Source organism: Allorhizobium sp. GW101-3B10, from assembly GCF_059424725.1.
In genome coordinates, this window is the sequence record NZ_JBWKZR010000001.1 from 3982937 (window position 1) to 3997005 (window position 14069).

The window sequence follows — 14069 nt, forward strand, 5'->3', positions numbered from 1 at the left end:
GGGAAAGGTTCTGCTGAACATCAAGTGATGACCCAAGCTGAAAGGCATGCGCCTTGCGGTCGTTGAAAAAAAATAAATCCTATTTATATTGACAATGGTAATACGAACGATATTTTGCATGTGTTCCGCTTGAGGCGCGGGATTGCCGCCGGTCCCGGTTGCGCATCTTGAAATTCGATTTCATTGGGAGGAGCACATGAAGCTCATAAAGACTGCCGCTTTGACGGCAATGACGCTCGGCGCCGTTTGGCTGGTTGCCGGGCCTGTTTCGGCGCAGGATAAAGACCTGAAGGTGGGTGCGATCTATATGGATGCGCAGGGCTTCTATGCCGGCGTTCGCAAAGGCATCCAGACCGGCGCTGCGGATGCGGGCCGAAGGCTCGATATCATCGAGACCAATGCGCAAGGTGACGTTGGCAAGGAGTCATCCTTCATCGACTCGCTGATTTCCGCGGGCGTCCAGGCAATCATCGTTTCGCCGGTTTCGGCTGATGGGTCATACCGCGCGATTCAACGCGCCCATGACGCCGGCATTCCCGTTGTCTGCTACAACACCTGCCTTGGTGAAAAGGACATGAAGGAATTCGTCTCGGCCTATGCCGTCGGCGACCCCTATGACTTTGGCTTCAAGCTGGGCGATGCGGCTGCCGACTACTTCCTTGCGGAAAAGAAGGATGCGCCGAAAATCGCCGTCCTCAACTGCGAATTCGTCGAAGTCTGCGTCATTCGTCGCAAGGGCTTCGAGGAGGCGCTGATGGCCAAGGTGCCGGGCGCCAAGATCGTTGACAATCAGGAAGGCGCGACGCTCGACAAGGCCGTCTCCGTTGCCAGTACCATGCTGTCGTCCCATCCGGATCTCGATGCCTTCTTCGGTGAAGCCGGTGGTGCCACGCTGGGCGCAGCGCGGGCAGTGAAAAGCCAAGGCCACGTTGGCAAGACTGTGGTCTTCGGTGGCGACATGACTGCCGAGATTGCCCAGGAGCTTGTTGACTTTACAGTCATCAAGGCCGTCGTCGATATCTCCGGCCAGGGCCTTGGCAAGCTGGCGCTCGCACAGGCGATCAAGTCGATCGACGGGCAGGCTCCTGCTGAAATCAAGGTGCCATATGACATCGATCTCTATCGCACGTCGGAATCCGGCAAGGCATGGCTTGAAGCCCATGCTGACGGCATCCCCTGATCTCCCAAGCGTCGCTCGTGTGGCGATGTGCTTGACCTACCCGGCCAGACGGACTTTTAGTCCGGCTGGCCGGGCCTTTCTTCCAGTGTATTAGCCGATCAATTCCTGAACAGGCTCAGTCATGACGTATTCTGCGGCCAGCCAAGGCTCTGCCCGGGCGATTATCGCCTCGATCGAAGGCTGTACCAAGCGCTATCCCGGCGTACTGGCGCTCGACAATGTCAGCTTTGACGTCGCTGCTGGTGAAGTTCGTGCTCTGCTCGGCAAAAACGGTGCCGGAAAATCCACGCTTATCCGCTTGCTCACAGGTGCCGAAGTTCCAGACACCGGCTCGGTTCGTATTGGCGGCGCGGAGCTCACGCAGGCAGGGTCAGCGCGTGCACAGGAATCCTTCGAACTCGGCGTGCGCGTCGTCTATCAGGAACTCAGCCTCGTACCCGGCATGTCTCTTGCCGAAAATCTGTTTCTCGGGCGTTGGCCAGCCAAGGCCGGTGTCCTGAGTTACGCCGACATGGAAGCGCAGGCAGCGGAGGCCATGGCAAGGCTCGGTCTCGACCTGTCGCCCTCACGGCTTGTGGCCGGTCTCAGCCCCGCCGAACGCCAATTGCTCGAAATCGCGCGCGTGCTGCTTGGAAAGCCGAAACTCGTCATTCTCGACGAGCCCACCAGTTCGCTGGCTGCCGCCGAAGCCGAAAAGGTCATGACTGCCGTCAAGCGGATCGCCAGCGAGGGGATCGCTGTCATCTATGTCAGCCACCGGATGAATGAGATCCGTCAGATCGCCCGGTCGGCGACGGTCATGCGTGATGGACGCATTATCGACACCATGGATGTCGCCGGTGCCGATACCCGCGACATCGTCCGGCTTATGCTGGGTTCGGAGGCCGGGCAGGTCGCACCTCTTGAAACCAGGACACGAAAGACCGTCGTTCTTGAAGTCTCTGACCTCTCCCTGCCGCCCAAGCTGTCATCGATCTCCTTCAAGCTACACCAGGGCGAGGTTTTGGGAATTGCCGGATTGCTGGGCTCCGGGCGCACGGAACTCCTGCAGTCGATCATCGGTGTTCGCAGCTTTGATGCCGGCACGGTGATGGTCGATGGCAAGCCTGCCAGGCGGCCGAACTATCGCCAGATGCTCGATGCCGGTTTCGGCTATACGCCGGAAAGCCGCAAGGAAGAGGGCATTGTGCCGCTTCTGGGCGTCGATGAGAACACGGTTTCCACGGATTTCTCGGCCGTCAGCAGCTATGGCGTCCTGTCGGCGCGGCGCATGGCCGATGCGACCCGCAAGGTCATTCAGCGTCTTCACGTGAAAACGGCGCAGACCGATACGCCGATCGGTACACTGTCTGGCGGCAACCAGCAGAAAGTCGTCATCGGGCGCTGGGTTCATGCCGACAGCCGCATTCTTCTCCTCGACGAGCCGACGCGTGGCGTCGATGTCGAGGCCAAGGCCCAGATCTACGCCATCATCCGCCAGCTTGCCGCCGAAGGGCGCAGCATCATCTTCGTCTCCAGCGAGATCGAAGAACTGCCGCTTGTCTGCGACCGTGTCGTCGTGCTGCGCGAGGGCACGCTGAAGGAAGAGTTTACATCGCCCGATATCGATCAGGACGCCGTCATGGCCGCCTGCATCGCCGGTCATTGACGGAGAATACGCATGTCCTTCGAAAAGGCAGTCACGACGCTTCAATCCGCACCGCGGCGACGCGGCGGGTTTGCGCAGCATATGAACGAAGTGAGCCTCTTCGTCGCGATTGCCCTGCTTTACATCGTCTTTACGGCGACTGCCGGCGGCTTCATGACATTCAACAACCAGATCAATATCCTGCGCGATGCGGCAACGATTGGCATCGCAGCCTGGGCGGCAACGCTGATCATCATTTCTGGCGAAATCGACGTGAGCGTCGGTCCGATGGTGGCTTTCATCTCGGTAGCGCTTGCCTATCTGCTGCAATGGGGTGTCCCGACGCCCGCCGCCTTCGTCTTCGCGATTGCCATCGGCGCGGCGCTGGCGTCGATTGCCGGCATCCTGCGCGCTTATTTTGATGTTCCCTCCTTTGTCGGCACGCTGGGCCTCTGGAGTGCGTTGCGCGGCACGGCGCTGTTCGTCACCGATGCCTTGCCGGTTTCGATTGGCCGAAACGATATCGTCGATATGCTGGATCGGCCGATCCTCGGCGTTCCGCCGGCGGCCATCGTCATGCTGGTGCTGTTTGCCGTCTTCGCCTTTGTCAGCCGCAAGACCGCGTTTGGTCGCTCGGTATTTGCCATCGGCGGCAATCCGCATGCCGCGTTCCTGAGCGGCATCAATGTCGCCCGTATCCGCGTCGCCCTGTTTGCCATTGCCGGTGCCATGGCTGCCATTTCCGGCATCCTCCTCCTGTCGCGCCTGGGATCGGGAAATGCAACGGCGGCCAGTGGTCTCGAATTCGATGTCATCGCAGCCGTGGTCGTTGGCGGCACGGCGCTTTCTGGTGGTCGCGGCTCCATGCTGGGCACGCTGCTGGGCGTGCTCGTCATCACGCTGATCGGAAACGGCCTCGTGCTTTTGGGCATCAACCCCTTCTTCCAGCAGGTCGTGCGCGGTCTCATCATCGTCGTCGCGGTGCTCGCCAATATCCAGGCGATCAAGCGCAGTGCCATGCGCAACAAGGGGTGAAGACCATGTCCATGGTCGATCTGAACACCCGCACCATGTCAGCGCGTATCTCCACCAAGGGCGGCATCGTTCTTGGTTTCTGGTGGGAGCGCGAGGGTGCGCGCGTGCCGCTCCTGCGGGAAGCGCCGGGCGATGATGCGGGGCCGTTGCAGGTGGGTTGCTATCCGCTCGTGCCGTTCGGTAACCGGGTGAAGGACAACCAATTTCGTTTTGATGGGCGCGATTATCGCTTCGAGCCGAATACGGACTGGGACAGGCACTATCTGCATGGCGATGGCTGGCAGGGGGAGTGGCGCATTGAAAGGCAGGATGCGCGGTCCGTCGCGCTTGCCTTTGACCAGACGGCCAGTGCTACGACGCCCTATAGTTATTCGGCGATACAGTGCTTCACCCTGCAGGAGGATGATGCCCTGGCTCTCAGCTTATCCGTCACCAATACGGGCGAGGAGGCGCTGCCCTTCGGCCTCGGCTGGCATCCCTATTTCCCGATGACGCCGATGACCACGCTGTTTGCGCCGGCGCGCAAATACTGGACGGAAGTGGCGGACTGGCTGCCCGGCGAAGCTACCACAATTCCAGGGGATGTCGATTTCAGTGAGCCGATGGGTTTGCCGCATCATTGGGTGAATAACGGCTTTGAGGAGTGGTGCGGCGAAGCCGAAGTCACCTGGCCGGAGCGTGGCGTCAAGCTCTCCCTGACGGCTGATCCGCTGTTTCGCCATGCTTTCGTCTTCGTGTCTGACACGAGCTTCGATCCGGCTTTCCAGCGGGACTATTTCTGTTTCGAACCAATGTCGCATCTGGCCAACGGCCATCAGCTACCGGAACTCGGCGACCTGAAAGTCCTGTCGCCGGGCGAGACGCTCGAAGGCGGTATCCGCCTCAAAGCCATTCCGCTTTTATTGAATGAAGACAGCACCGCCTTTGCGTTGGCTGGAGACTGAGACATGGCTGCAGGAAAGACTTACGACTATATCATTATCGGCGGCGGCAGTTCCGCCTGCGTCGTGGCGGCCCAGCTGGTTACGAGGGGCAGGGCGCGCGTGCTGATCCTGGAGCGTGGTCCGCGCAAGGCCAACCCGATCATGCATTTTCCAGCCGGTTACATGAAGTTTCTGGCCAAGGACACCTATTTGTCCATGCATCAGACCAAGCCGCAGGAGCAGTTGAACGGTCGTGGTCCGATCGTGCCGCAGGGCAAGGTTCTGGGCGGCGGCAGCACCGTCAATGCCATGGTCTACATGCGCGGCCAGGCCGCCGATTATGATCGCTGGAACGCGGCGGTCACCCGGCCGGGATCGGTGAATACCGGTGCCTGGTCCTATCGGGATCTTCTGCCCTATTTCAAGGCGCAGGAAGACAATGATCATCTCGGGGGCGAATTTCACGGTGTCGGTGGCCCGCTGAAGATTTCCAATCTTGGTCACACCAGCCCGATGACGCGCACCTATATCAAGACCCTGCAGTCTATGGGCATTCCATTTAATCCGGATTTCAACGGTGCCGAACAGTTCGGTGTCGGCTTCATGCAGCACACCATGGACTGGGAAACCCGCCGCCGTTGCAGCGCGGTCGATGCCTTTCTGGCGCCGGTGATGAACGATCCGCTGCTGACCGTCGAAACGGAGGCGATCGTGACGCGCATCCTCATGGACAATGGCAAGGCGGTTGGTGTTGACTATCTTCAGAACGGCTCGAAGAAACAGGCACTTGCCGGTGCCGAGGTCATTCTTGCAGCCGGCGCCTATCAGACGCCGAAACTGCTGATGCTGTCGGGGATCGGACCAGAGGACGAGCTTGCCCGCCACGGGATCAGGACGGCGGTTTCTCTGCCGGGCGTCGGCCGGAACCTGCAGGACCACTATGAATGCCCGGTCGTGGCGACCACGAAAGGCTCCTTCGGCTATTACGGTGCCGATCGCGGCTGGCCGATGATCAAGGCGGGGCTGCAATATCTGCTGTTCAAGACGGGTCCCGTCACAACGACCGGTGTTGAAACCTGCGCCTTCTATGATCCGGACGGCAACAATGCCGAGCCGACGATCCAGATGTTCTGTGTTCCGACCGTCTATCTCGACCGCGACGTCATGGGCACCGATCCGGGCGATGGCGTCACCATCAACTCGCTGCTGTTGCGGCCCAAGGCGCGCGGCAGCGTTACGCTCGCTTCCGCCGATCCCTTGGCGAATCCGGTGGTCGATACACAGATATTCACTCATCCGGACGATCTGCGCCTGACGATCGCCAGCTTCCGGTTTGCCCGCTCGGTGCTTGTCGCCTCACCGATGCGCGAGCTGATCGACAAGGAGATCTTCCCCGGAACTGATGTCACCAGCGACGAGGCGATCGCCAATCACTGCAGGCGCACGGTCAAGACCGGGTATCATCCAGTCGGCACGTGCAAAATGGGCCATGACGGGGATGAGGGCGCGGTCCTGACGCCCGATTTGAAAGTGCGCGGCGTCGAGCGCCTCCGGATCATCGATGCGTCGATCATGCCTACCATCGTCAGCGGCAATACCAATGCCGCGGTTCTCGGCGCGGCCGCCAAGGCCGCCGACCTCCTTCTCTCATGATGGCCGGACAATGCGCGCATCCGTCCAGACCGTTTCAGTCTGCATCCAGCAACAAGGCATGAGCCGATGAGAATTACCAAACTCAGCACGTACATCGTCCCGCCGCGCTGGCTTTTCCTGAAGGTCGAGACGGATGAGGGCATTGTCGGCTGGGGCGAACCGGTGGTCGAGGGGCGTGCGCTGACCGTGCAGGCCGCAGTCCATGAGCTGGAAGACTATCTGATCGGCAAGGACCCCTTTCTCATCGAGGATCACTGGAACGTCATGTATCGCGGCGGATTTTACCGCGGCGGCGCCGTGCATATGAGCGCGATTTCCGGCATCGACCAGGCGCTTTGGGATATCAAGGGCAAGGCGCTCGGCCAGTCCATCCACTCGCTGCTGGGCGGCCAGGTGCGCGACAAGATCAAGGTCTATTCCTGGGTCGGGGGCGACCGGCCGGCAGATGTCGCCAACAATGCCCGCGAGGTGGTTGCGCGTGGCTTCAAGGCGATCAAGATGAATGGCTGCGAGGAAATGCAGATCGTCGACAGTTATGACAAGGTGGAGAAGGCCGTTCAGAGCGTTGCGGCGATCCGCGAGGCGGTTGGCCCCTATATCGGCATTGGCGTCGATTTCCATGGTCGTGTCCACAAGCCGATGGCGAAAGTGCTGGCAAAGGAACTCGATCCCTACAAGCTGTTGTTCATCGAAGAGCCGGTCCTCTCGGAAAACAGGGAAGCGCTACGCGACATCGTCAACCACACATCGATACCGATTGCCTTGGGCGAAAGATTGTATTCGCGCTGGGATTTCAAGCAGGTTCTGTCCGATGGCTTCGTCGACATCATCCAGCCTGATCTCTCGCATGCCGGCGGAATCACCGAATGCCGCAAGATCGCAGCCATGGCGGAGGCCTATGATGTGGCGCTCGCCCCCCATTGTCCGCTGGGGCCGATTGCGCTTGCCGCCTGCCTGCAGGTCGATGCCGTCAGCTACAACGCCTTCATCCAGGAGCAGAGCCTCGGCATTCATTACAACAAGAGCAATGACATCCTCGACTACATCTCCAACAAGGATGTCTTTCGCTATGCCGATGGCTTCGTGTCCATTCCGCAGGGGCCGGGTCTCGGCATTGACGTGGACGAGGCCTATGTGATCGAGCGCGCCAAGGAAGGCCATCGCTGGCGCAATCCCATCTGGCGCCATGAAGACGGCAGCCTTGCCGAGTGGTGAAGAAGAGGAATTGAGACGATGACAGGCCGGCTGACGAACAAGCGCATCATGATCACGGGGGCCGCGCAAGGCATTGGTCTGGCGATTGCCAAGGCCTGTGCCGCGGAAGGTGCAAGCCTGTTTCTCATCGATCTCGATGCGGACTTACTGGAAATAGAGGCGCGGGCGTTGCAGAACGGCGGCGCCACGTTGAGCTTTGCTGCCGCCGATGTTGCCGATGCCGCGGCAATATCGGCGGCCGTGGCGCAGGCGGCAACGGACATCGGCCGGGTCAATGCGCTGATCAACAATGCCGGCGTCAATGTCTTCCATGATCCGCTGGAGACCAGCGACGAGGAATGGCAGCGCTGTTTCGATATCAACCTGAAGGGCGCCTGGAACTGCACGAAGGCGGTTCTTCCCGGTCTCATTGCAGCGGGCGGCGGTGCCATCCTGAATATTGCGTCGACGCACGCCTTCACGATCATCCCGAAGACATTTCCCTATCCGCTGGCAAAACATGCGCTGCTCGGCATGACGAAGTCGCTCGGGCTGGAATATGCCGCGAAGGGCGTGCGGGTGAACGCGCTTGCGCCGGGCTATGTCGCGACCCAGAAGGTCATCGACTACTGGAACAGCTTCGCCGATCCGGCGGCTGCGAAGGCCGAGACGATGAAACTGCATCCGGGCGGTCGCATTGCAACGCCTGAGGAGATCGCGCTGGCGGCCGTGTTCATGATTTCCGACGAGTGCCCCTTCATGAACGCCACCTGCCTGACCATCGATGGCGGGTTGAGCGTGCAGCAGCATTCGTAGAACTCTGTGTCCACGCAATCGCTCGGCGAGGCCAAAACGCGGCACCAAGGTTTGGGACCTCTAGCATCCAGAACACATAGATCACCCATCCCGACAAGCTGGGAGCCTCGTCATCCCCATGCTCACCATGGCCTGCTTCTAAGGTGTTCCATAAAGGTCATAGCCGCGAAGCCTTCACGCGGCGGGTGCTCCCTCAGGGCGTAGTCTTCTGCTGGAGCGGCTGCCCTAGATCATCAAGGCCGGCCGCATTGCGCGCCACCCAGACTTCCGCGCAATTTCCGAGGATTTGGACATATCGTCTAGCCCCGTCAGTGCCAATCACAAAGGGGTTGGCTTCCCCCTGTTTGCGCGACGCAAGATCCTTCATGCGATCCACGGACCCATCAACGAAGGGGTGATTGCTGATCATCGAATCAACTTTCAATGCCTCCATGTAAGTGAACAGATGTTTGACCGATTGTTGGTAGAGCTTTTTCCCTTCAAGCGTGGGCGGCGCGCCTGTGGCACCATAGGTCGCCCACATATGCGGCTGGCCATGGTCCGTCACCGGAAGAATGTAGGACAAGGCACCACTTCCCGGCACGCGCGGTGTCTCCACCATCGTCACAGTCGTGCTGCCAAGCGTCAGGGTTTGTCCATCCTGCGCCGTCAAACTGCGCGCTGGAGGCCCCACCCAGAATTTATAGCTTTCACCACCCGGCAAATGACTGTTTATCCAGGAATCCGCCGGGGCATTGAGCACACTGTCCCAGTTCGATGCGGTCATGACGATCTGGGTACCATAGGCCTCCTGAAAGTACTTGGCGCCGCCAAGGTGATCCGGACCGGGATGGGTGATCAAAATGTACTTGATCTGGGCCGGATCCAATCCAAGCGCCTTCATTCCCGGCACGATCAGCGTTTCCGGACCATTGCCATAGCCGGAATCAATCATGATGTAGCCGTCCGATGTGGTCACGACAAAGCTGCCGGTGCCTGAGTTTCCAATGTAATAGAGGTTATCGAAGATCCGGGTGGGTGGCACAAAGGCGGTTTCATCAAAGGAACTTGTTGTTAGCGGCCGTCCGTCCGCGCCGGGCTCATGGCACTGCAATCTCTCAATCTGACGCAGAGACGGATCATTGCCAGCGAGAAGCCTTGCCGCTTGCAAAGGGATGTTGATCGCAGGACTGTCCTGTGTCGTCTTGTCCTGCGCGCGTGCAGGCAAGTCCAGACCAAAGACCACCAGCGCAGCTATAGCGGTAATCCATTGTTTATCATTATGCATTTCAGTATCCTGACAATGGATGGAATTTGCCATGTAACATGTCAGGCGTATCTATCTTTGTCCATCGCTCAATGACGTGGGCCAACGACGTTGCGAGGCCCGCAACAGGTTTGTCGCCAAGCCGGCCGGCGGACCGCCTACAGGTTTCGTAGGCAATGTGCCGACCGAATATTCTCGCTTAGAGACGAATGGTCTGGTGCGAGACGGTGATCCACACCGGCGCCAATCGGGCTGTGGTTCTGACCGCGGGAACGTCGTGCCATTGATCCAACTCAGCAGGGTCTGGAGCTATCGGCCGAGATCGTGCGCGCGGTTGCCGGCAAGACGTTGCGCGGGCTCATGATCGGCACCATCTATCCGGCGACACTGGTGTATTGCCGGTGTTTCTCTCTCGCATTGGCTGGAAGCATCCGACATCCGCCTGAATGTCTCCAATGCGCTATAACAGCGACATCATTCGCCAGCTGTGATGCGGACGCGTCAACCTGGACTTCATTCGCCCGGTATGAGTGTGGGTTTTGCCCCCGGAACTGGCGGCTGAACTTCCCGATCGCGATATCGTCCTGAAGAAGGTGAGGGGGACCGATCTCGGATCAGGCTTGGGATTGCCTGGAACAAGGAAGCCCCCGACGGTGGCGCGTGACGAGATCATTGACATCGCGCGGTCGCTGGCGCGGCCAGCGCCGTGAGGGCGACAGGCTGGGTGAGAACAAGCTACTGCATCTCTGCGTTGAAAGTCGTCGCAGCTTCGCTCAGCGCGGTAACCAAGGACATAATGGATGCGAGGCTCATTGACGTCCTCACTGAGGGGCAGGGGTGATTTCACTGGGTCATGAGTCGGTTGACATGTAACATGTTAGTTGCGAGAGTCGGTGGACGGCAAGCATTGCCATATCCGGGTACGGAGGCTGCTGGATCGTTAGTTGCCTTAAACGGGGTACTTTTCATTCGGGAGGAAAACCATGAAGCTGACACTGACTGCGGCCCTTGCCGCCTTGATGCTGACGACAACCCTGGCCCAGGCCGCGCCAGTCAAGCTAAAATTCGCGCATTTCTGGGGTGCAAATTCTGGTCCGCACCAGGATTTCGCGCTCGGCTGGGCCGATCAGGTCACGAAATGCTCGGGCGGTGACATCACCTTTGAATTTTATACGGCCGGCACGCAGCTCGGCAATGTGACGAAGCTCGAGGACGAGTTGCGCGCCGGGCTTGTGGATTTGGCCCATGGCCTGAACCATCTGCCACGCAATCGCTTCACGCAGGCCACCGCTATCGATACGCCGCTTCTGTCGAAAAGCGCCTATGCCAATTCCATGACACTCTGGACCCTTTACAAAGAAGGCGCGATTTCCAAGCCCTATGAAGGCTTGCAGGTGCTGGCCCTGCACGCGCATGCGGCGGGGCTCATCCACACCAAGGGCAAGGCCGTTCGTCTGCCGGAAGATCTGAAGGGCATGCGCATCCGTTCACCCTCACCGGCCGCTGCCCTGATGTTGCAGGAACTGGGTGCCGTGCCGGTTGGCCTGCCGCCGGGAGAAACCTATGAGGCGATCTCCAAAGGCACGGCGGATGGCACGATTTTTCCCTGGGAAGGCGTTGCCGGCTTCAAGCTTGCCGAAGTGCTGGACTATTCGTCGGACCTGAAGCTCAACGCCGCATCCTTCTGGTTTGCGATGAACGAGAACAAATACAAGTCGTTGAGCGACGCACAGCGCAAATGCATCGATGATGCCTCCTACGAGCCGCTGGTGAAGAAGGCCGGTGACTACTGGGCCAAGTGGGACAAGCCGGGCCTGGAACAGACCAAGGCTGCCGGCAACGAAATCATCGAGCCGGATGCTGCGGCACAGGCCGCCTGGCAGGAGGCGATGAAACCGGTCATCGTGAGCTATCTCGCTTCACTGAAGCAGGACGGTTTCGCCGATGCGGAGGCAGTCTACCAGCGGGCGCTGCAGCTCGTGCCGCAATTCGAAGCTGAGTATCTCTCGCGGAAGTAATGGTCGCCGGCGGCACGGATGCTCTCCGTGCCGCTCTTGTTCCTGCCCCATTGAAGAAGCTGTCCCATGAGGATTTTTGATTCCGCATTCCGTTACCTCGCCCTTGTGGGCGCTGGTTCATTCGCTGTTGCCACCTGCATTACCGTTGCCGATGTCGTCTTGCGCCAGTTCGCCAGCGGTGTTCTGGGCGCCGTGGATTATGTCCAGCTTTTCATCATGTCCGGCGCATTTCTGGCCATGCCCTACGCCTTCCGCGTCAATGCGCATGTGACGCTGGATCTGGTCTCGGCGCTGCTGTCACCGCACAGCCAATGGATGCTCGCCATTGTCGCTCTGTTTCTCACATTGGCATTTTGCGCGCTTCTTGCCTTCTATACCTCGGTCTCCGCCGTCGACATGCTGCAAAGCAGTGATATCTCGATGAATATCGGGCTTCCCATGGGCCTTTACTGGCTGCCCTTTGCGCTGGGCATGCTGGTATCGACGCTCGCCGTCGGCTTCAACATCGTCGATGCGCTGTCCGCACAGAACACCGGTCCGGCAGGTGTTGCATGAGTACGCCTGTCATCGGACTTCTCGGGTTCGTCTTTGCCATGCTGCTGACCTTTGCCGGCGTTCCCGTCAGTATCGCCATGGCGATCACCGGTGTTGCGGGTTTTGCGCTGATCAACGGCACGGGGGGCGCCATCTATGTGCTCAGTTCCGCGCCCTTCGAGGCGGTGTTTCCATATAGCCTCTCCGTCATTCCGCTGTTTGTCGCCATGGGCGTGTTTTCCTCGCATGCGGGCCTGTCGTCCAGCCTGTTCGGCGCGATGAACGGGTTGTTCGGGCGGTTTCGCGGCGGTCTTGCCATGGCCTCTGTCGGTGCCTGCGCGATCTTCGGCGCCATCTGCGGTTCGTCCCTGGCAACGGCGGCTACCATGGGGCGCATCGCCGTGCCGGAAATGATCCGCGCCGGCTATAGGCCAAGCCTTGCCGGCGCTTCCGTGGCCGCTGCCGGCACGCTCGGGGTTCTCATTCCGCCCTCGGTGCTGATGGTCATCTATGCGCTTTTGACTGAAAATTCGATCGGCCAGCTGTTTGCCGCGGCCCTGTTCCCCGGCTTGCTGGCGACCTTTCTCTACATTGCGGCTGTCGTCATCGCCGTACGGGTCAACCCGGAGCTTGCCCCGCCGGTCAACAGCCGCAAGGATGCACCGAAGGCCAAGCTCGACAAGTCCGTGGTTGCGGCCATCTCGCTGTTTGTCATCGTTATCGGCGGGCTCTATTCCGGTTTCTTTTCGGCCACGGAAGCTGCGGCCGTCGGCGCCTTCTGCGCAGCCATCCTCGCCGTCGTCATGAAGACGCCGATGAGCGGCATGATCGAGGCATCGCTGGAAACCGCCAAGACGTCGGCCATGATGTTCATGATCCTGATCGGTGCGGCGCTGTTCAATTTCTTCATCGAAGGCACAGGTCTTGCGACGGTGATCGGCGACTGGATCAGTCAGTCCGGCCTGTCGCCGACGATGATCATGATCCTCATCATCGTTTTCTACCTGATCCTCGGATGTTTCATGGATTCGCTGTCCATGATCCTGCTGACCATCCCGATCGTCTATCCGATCGTCATCAACCTCGGCTACGATCCCATCTGGTTCGGCATCATCATCGTCTCGGTGGCCGAGATCGGCCTCATCACGCCGCCGATCGGCATGAACCTGTTTGTCGTGCAGAATGTGGCGCCGCAGGTCAGCCAGAGAGACATCATTTTCGGCATTCTTCCGTTTGTCATGGCGGATGTGCTGCGAGTGTTTCTGTTCCTGGCATTTCCGGCCATCGTGCTGTTTCTGCCGATGATGATGCGGTGAGGGCATAGTGATGATTCACAATCCGCCACCGGTTCTGGACCATGCCTGCGATCTTCATGTCGAACTTGGCCCCATCCGCGAGATGGGCCGGGGGCGCGAGGGCATGCGACGCATCGTGCCGATTGTTGGCGGACATTTCGAAGGGCCCCTGCTCAACAGCCAGGTGCTGGGCATCGGTGTCGACTGGCAGACCGGCTGGGCGGATGGCCTATCGGAACTCGACACGCGCTATGGGCTGGAAACCCATGATGGCGCGACGATCGAAATCCGCAATTACGGTTATCGCCACCGCCCGCCGGACGTGCTTGCCGCGCTGGCGCGTGGCGAGGCCGTGGATCCATCGTCCTATTACATGCGAACACAGGCGCGGCTGGAAACCGGCGACGACCGCTATCGCTGGGTCAACCGCACCCTCTTCATCGGCAGTGGCCGGCGTCTCGCCTCGCCGGTCGTCGTCTCGCTTTTTGCTCTTCGGTAGCCGGCACCGGTTTTTCACCTGTGTGCCCTATGCCGCCCGTCCATTTTGG

Annotated in this window: 12 protein-coding genes; 11 read left to right on the top strand and 1 reads right to left on the bottom strand. The window is 59.8% G+C overall.

Annotated features, from left to right (window positions below; all coding sequences use genetic code 11):
• The first annotated feature begins 229 nt into the window (after window positions 1–229).
• The 7 genes from AC07Y0_RS19695 (at window position 230) to AC07Y0_RS19725 (ending at window position 8428) form a co-directional block, all read left to right on the top strand.
• Window positions 230–1180 carry a substrate-binding domain-containing protein gene (locus AC07Y0_RS19695; protein WP_498680285.1) on the top strand — a complete coding sequence of 317 codons (951 nt, stop codon included), beginning with the start codon at window positions 230–232 and terminating at the stop codon, window positions 1178–1180.
• Window positions 1181–1301: 121 nt separating this feature from the next.
• Window positions 1302–2828, top strand: coding sequence for a sugar ABC transporter ATP-binding protein (locus AC07Y0_RS19700; RefSeq protein ID WP_498679374.1), 1527 nt, complete (start codon window positions 1302–1304; stop codon window positions 2826–2828).
• 12 nt (window positions 2829–2840) lie between these two features.
• Window positions 2841–3842, top strand: a complete 1002-nt coding sequence (locus AC07Y0_RS19705) for an ABC transporter permease (protein WP_498679375.1) — start codon at window positions 2841–2843, stop codon at window positions 3840–3842.
• Window positions 3843–3847: 5 nt separating this feature from the next.
• Entirely contained in the window at window positions 3848–4786 is a 939-nt protein-coding gene (locus AC07Y0_RS19710) for an aldose 1-epimerase (RefSeq protein ID WP_498679376.1), read from the top strand.
• Between the two features lie 3 nt (window positions 4787–4789).
• Entirely contained in the window at window positions 4790–6418 is a 1629-nt protein-coding gene (locus AC07Y0_RS19715; RefSeq protein WP_498679377.1) for a GMC family oxidoreductase, read from the top strand.
• 66 nt (window positions 6419–6484) lie between these two features.
• Window positions 6485–7633, top strand: coding sequence for a galactonate dehydratase (gene dgoD / locus AC07Y0_RS19720; RefSeq protein WP_498679378.1), 1149 nt, complete (start codon window positions 6485–6487; stop codon window positions 7631–7633).
• 18 nt (window positions 7634–7651) lie between these two features.
• A complete protein-coding gene (locus AC07Y0_RS19725; protein WP_498679379.1) occupies window positions 7652–8428 on the top strand; it encodes an SDR family oxidoreductase in 777 nt (258 codons plus the stop codon).
• A gap of 193 nt (window positions 8429–8621) precedes the next feature.
• Here AC07Y0_RS19725 and AC07Y0_RS19730 read toward each other — a convergent pair whose 3' ends face one another.
• Window positions 8622–9695 carry an MBL fold metallo-hydrolase gene (locus tag AC07Y0_RS19730; protein ID WP_498679380.1) on the bottom strand — a complete coding sequence of 358 codons (1074 nt, stop codon included), beginning with the start codon at window positions 9693–9695 and terminating at the stop codon, window positions 8622–8624.
• A 962-nt stretch (window positions 9696–10657) separates the two neighbouring features.
• On the opposite strand from AC07Y0_RS19730, the gene AC07Y0_RS19735 reads away from it, so the two are divergent.
• From AC07Y0_RS19735 to AC07Y0_RS19750, 4 genes are all read left to right on the top strand, one after another.
• On the top strand, window positions 10658–11692 hold the full coding sequence (locus AC07Y0_RS19735; RefSeq protein WP_498679381.1) for a TRAP transporter substrate-binding protein: 1035 nt from the start codon (window positions 10658–10660) through the stop codon (window positions 11690–11692).
• A 66-nt stretch (window positions 11693–11758) separates the two neighbouring features.
• Entirely contained in the window at window positions 11759–12247 is a 489-nt protein-coding gene (locus AC07Y0_RS19740) for a TRAP transporter small permease (RefSeq protein WP_498679382.1), read from the top strand.
• Window positions 12244–13542 carry a TRAP transporter large permease gene (locus AC07Y0_RS19745; protein ID WP_498679383.1) on the top strand — a complete coding sequence of 433 codons (1299 nt, stop codon included), beginning with the start codon at window positions 12244–12246 and terminating at the stop codon, window positions 13540–13542. Before AC07Y0_RS19740 ends, AC07Y0_RS19745 begins: the two co-directional genes overlap by 4 nt.
• 10 nt (window positions 13543–13552) lie before the next feature.
• The gene (locus tag AC07Y0_RS19750) at window positions 13553–14020 is read left to right on the top strand and encodes a DUF3237 domain-containing protein (RefSeq protein WP_498679384.1); all 468 of its coding nucleotides are present in this window, start codon (window positions 13553–13555) and stop codon (window positions 14018–14020) included.
• The last annotated feature ends 49 nt before the right edge of the window (window positions 14021–14069 follow it).

What these genes read in the sequence shown, in the direction of transcription:
- AC07Y0_RS19715 (WP_498679377.1), top strand. Translation starts at nt 4,790, where the DNA reads ATGGCTGCAGGAAAGACTTACGACTATATCATTATCGGCGGCGGCAGT.
- AC07Y0_RS19730 (WP_498679380.1), bottom strand. Translation starts at nt 9,695, where the DNA reads ATGCATAATGATAAACAATGGATTACCGCTATAGCTGCGCTGGTGGTC.
- AC07Y0_RS19705 (WP_498679375.1), top strand. Translation starts at nt 2,841, where the DNA reads ATGTCCTTCGAAAAGGCAGTCACGACGCTTCAATCCGCACCGCGGCGA.
- AC07Y0_RS19735 (WP_498679381.1), top strand. Translation starts at nt 10,658, where the DNA reads ATGAAGCTGACACTGACTGCGGCCCTTGCCGCCTTGATGCTGACGACA.
- AC07Y0_RS19740 (WP_498679382.1), top strand. Translation starts at nt 11,759, where the DNA reads ATGAGGATTTTTGATTCCGCATTCCGTTACCTCGCCCTTGTGGGCGCT.
- AC07Y0_RS19750 (WP_498679384.1), top strand. Translation starts at nt 13,553, where the DNA reads ATGATTCACAATCCGCCACCGGTTCTGGACCATGCCTGCGATCTTCAT.
- AC07Y0_RS19745 (WP_498679383.1), top strand. Translation starts at nt 12,244, where the DNA reads ATGAGTACGCCTGTCATCGGACTTCTCGGGTTCGTCTTTGCCATGCTG.
- dgoD (WP_498679378.1), top strand. Translation starts at nt 6,485, where the DNA reads ATGAGAATTACCAAACTCAGCACGTACATCGTCCCGCCGCGCTGGCTT.
- AC07Y0_RS19695 (WP_498680285.1), top strand. Translation starts at nt 230, where the DNA reads ATGACGCTCGGCGCCGTTTGGCTGGTTGCCGGGCCTGTTTCGGCGCAG.
- AC07Y0_RS19725 (WP_498679379.1), top strand. Translation starts at nt 7,652, where the DNA reads ATGACAGGCCGGCTGACGAACAAGCGCATCATGATCACGGGGGCCGCG.
- AC07Y0_RS19710 (WP_498679376.1), top strand. Translation starts at nt 3,848, where the DNA reads ATGTCCATGGTCGATCTGAACACCCGCACCATGTCAGCGCGTATCTCC.
- AC07Y0_RS19700 (WP_498679374.1), top strand. Translation starts at nt 1,302, where the DNA reads ATGACGTATTCTGCGGCCAGCCAAGGCTCTGCCCGGGCGATTATCGCC.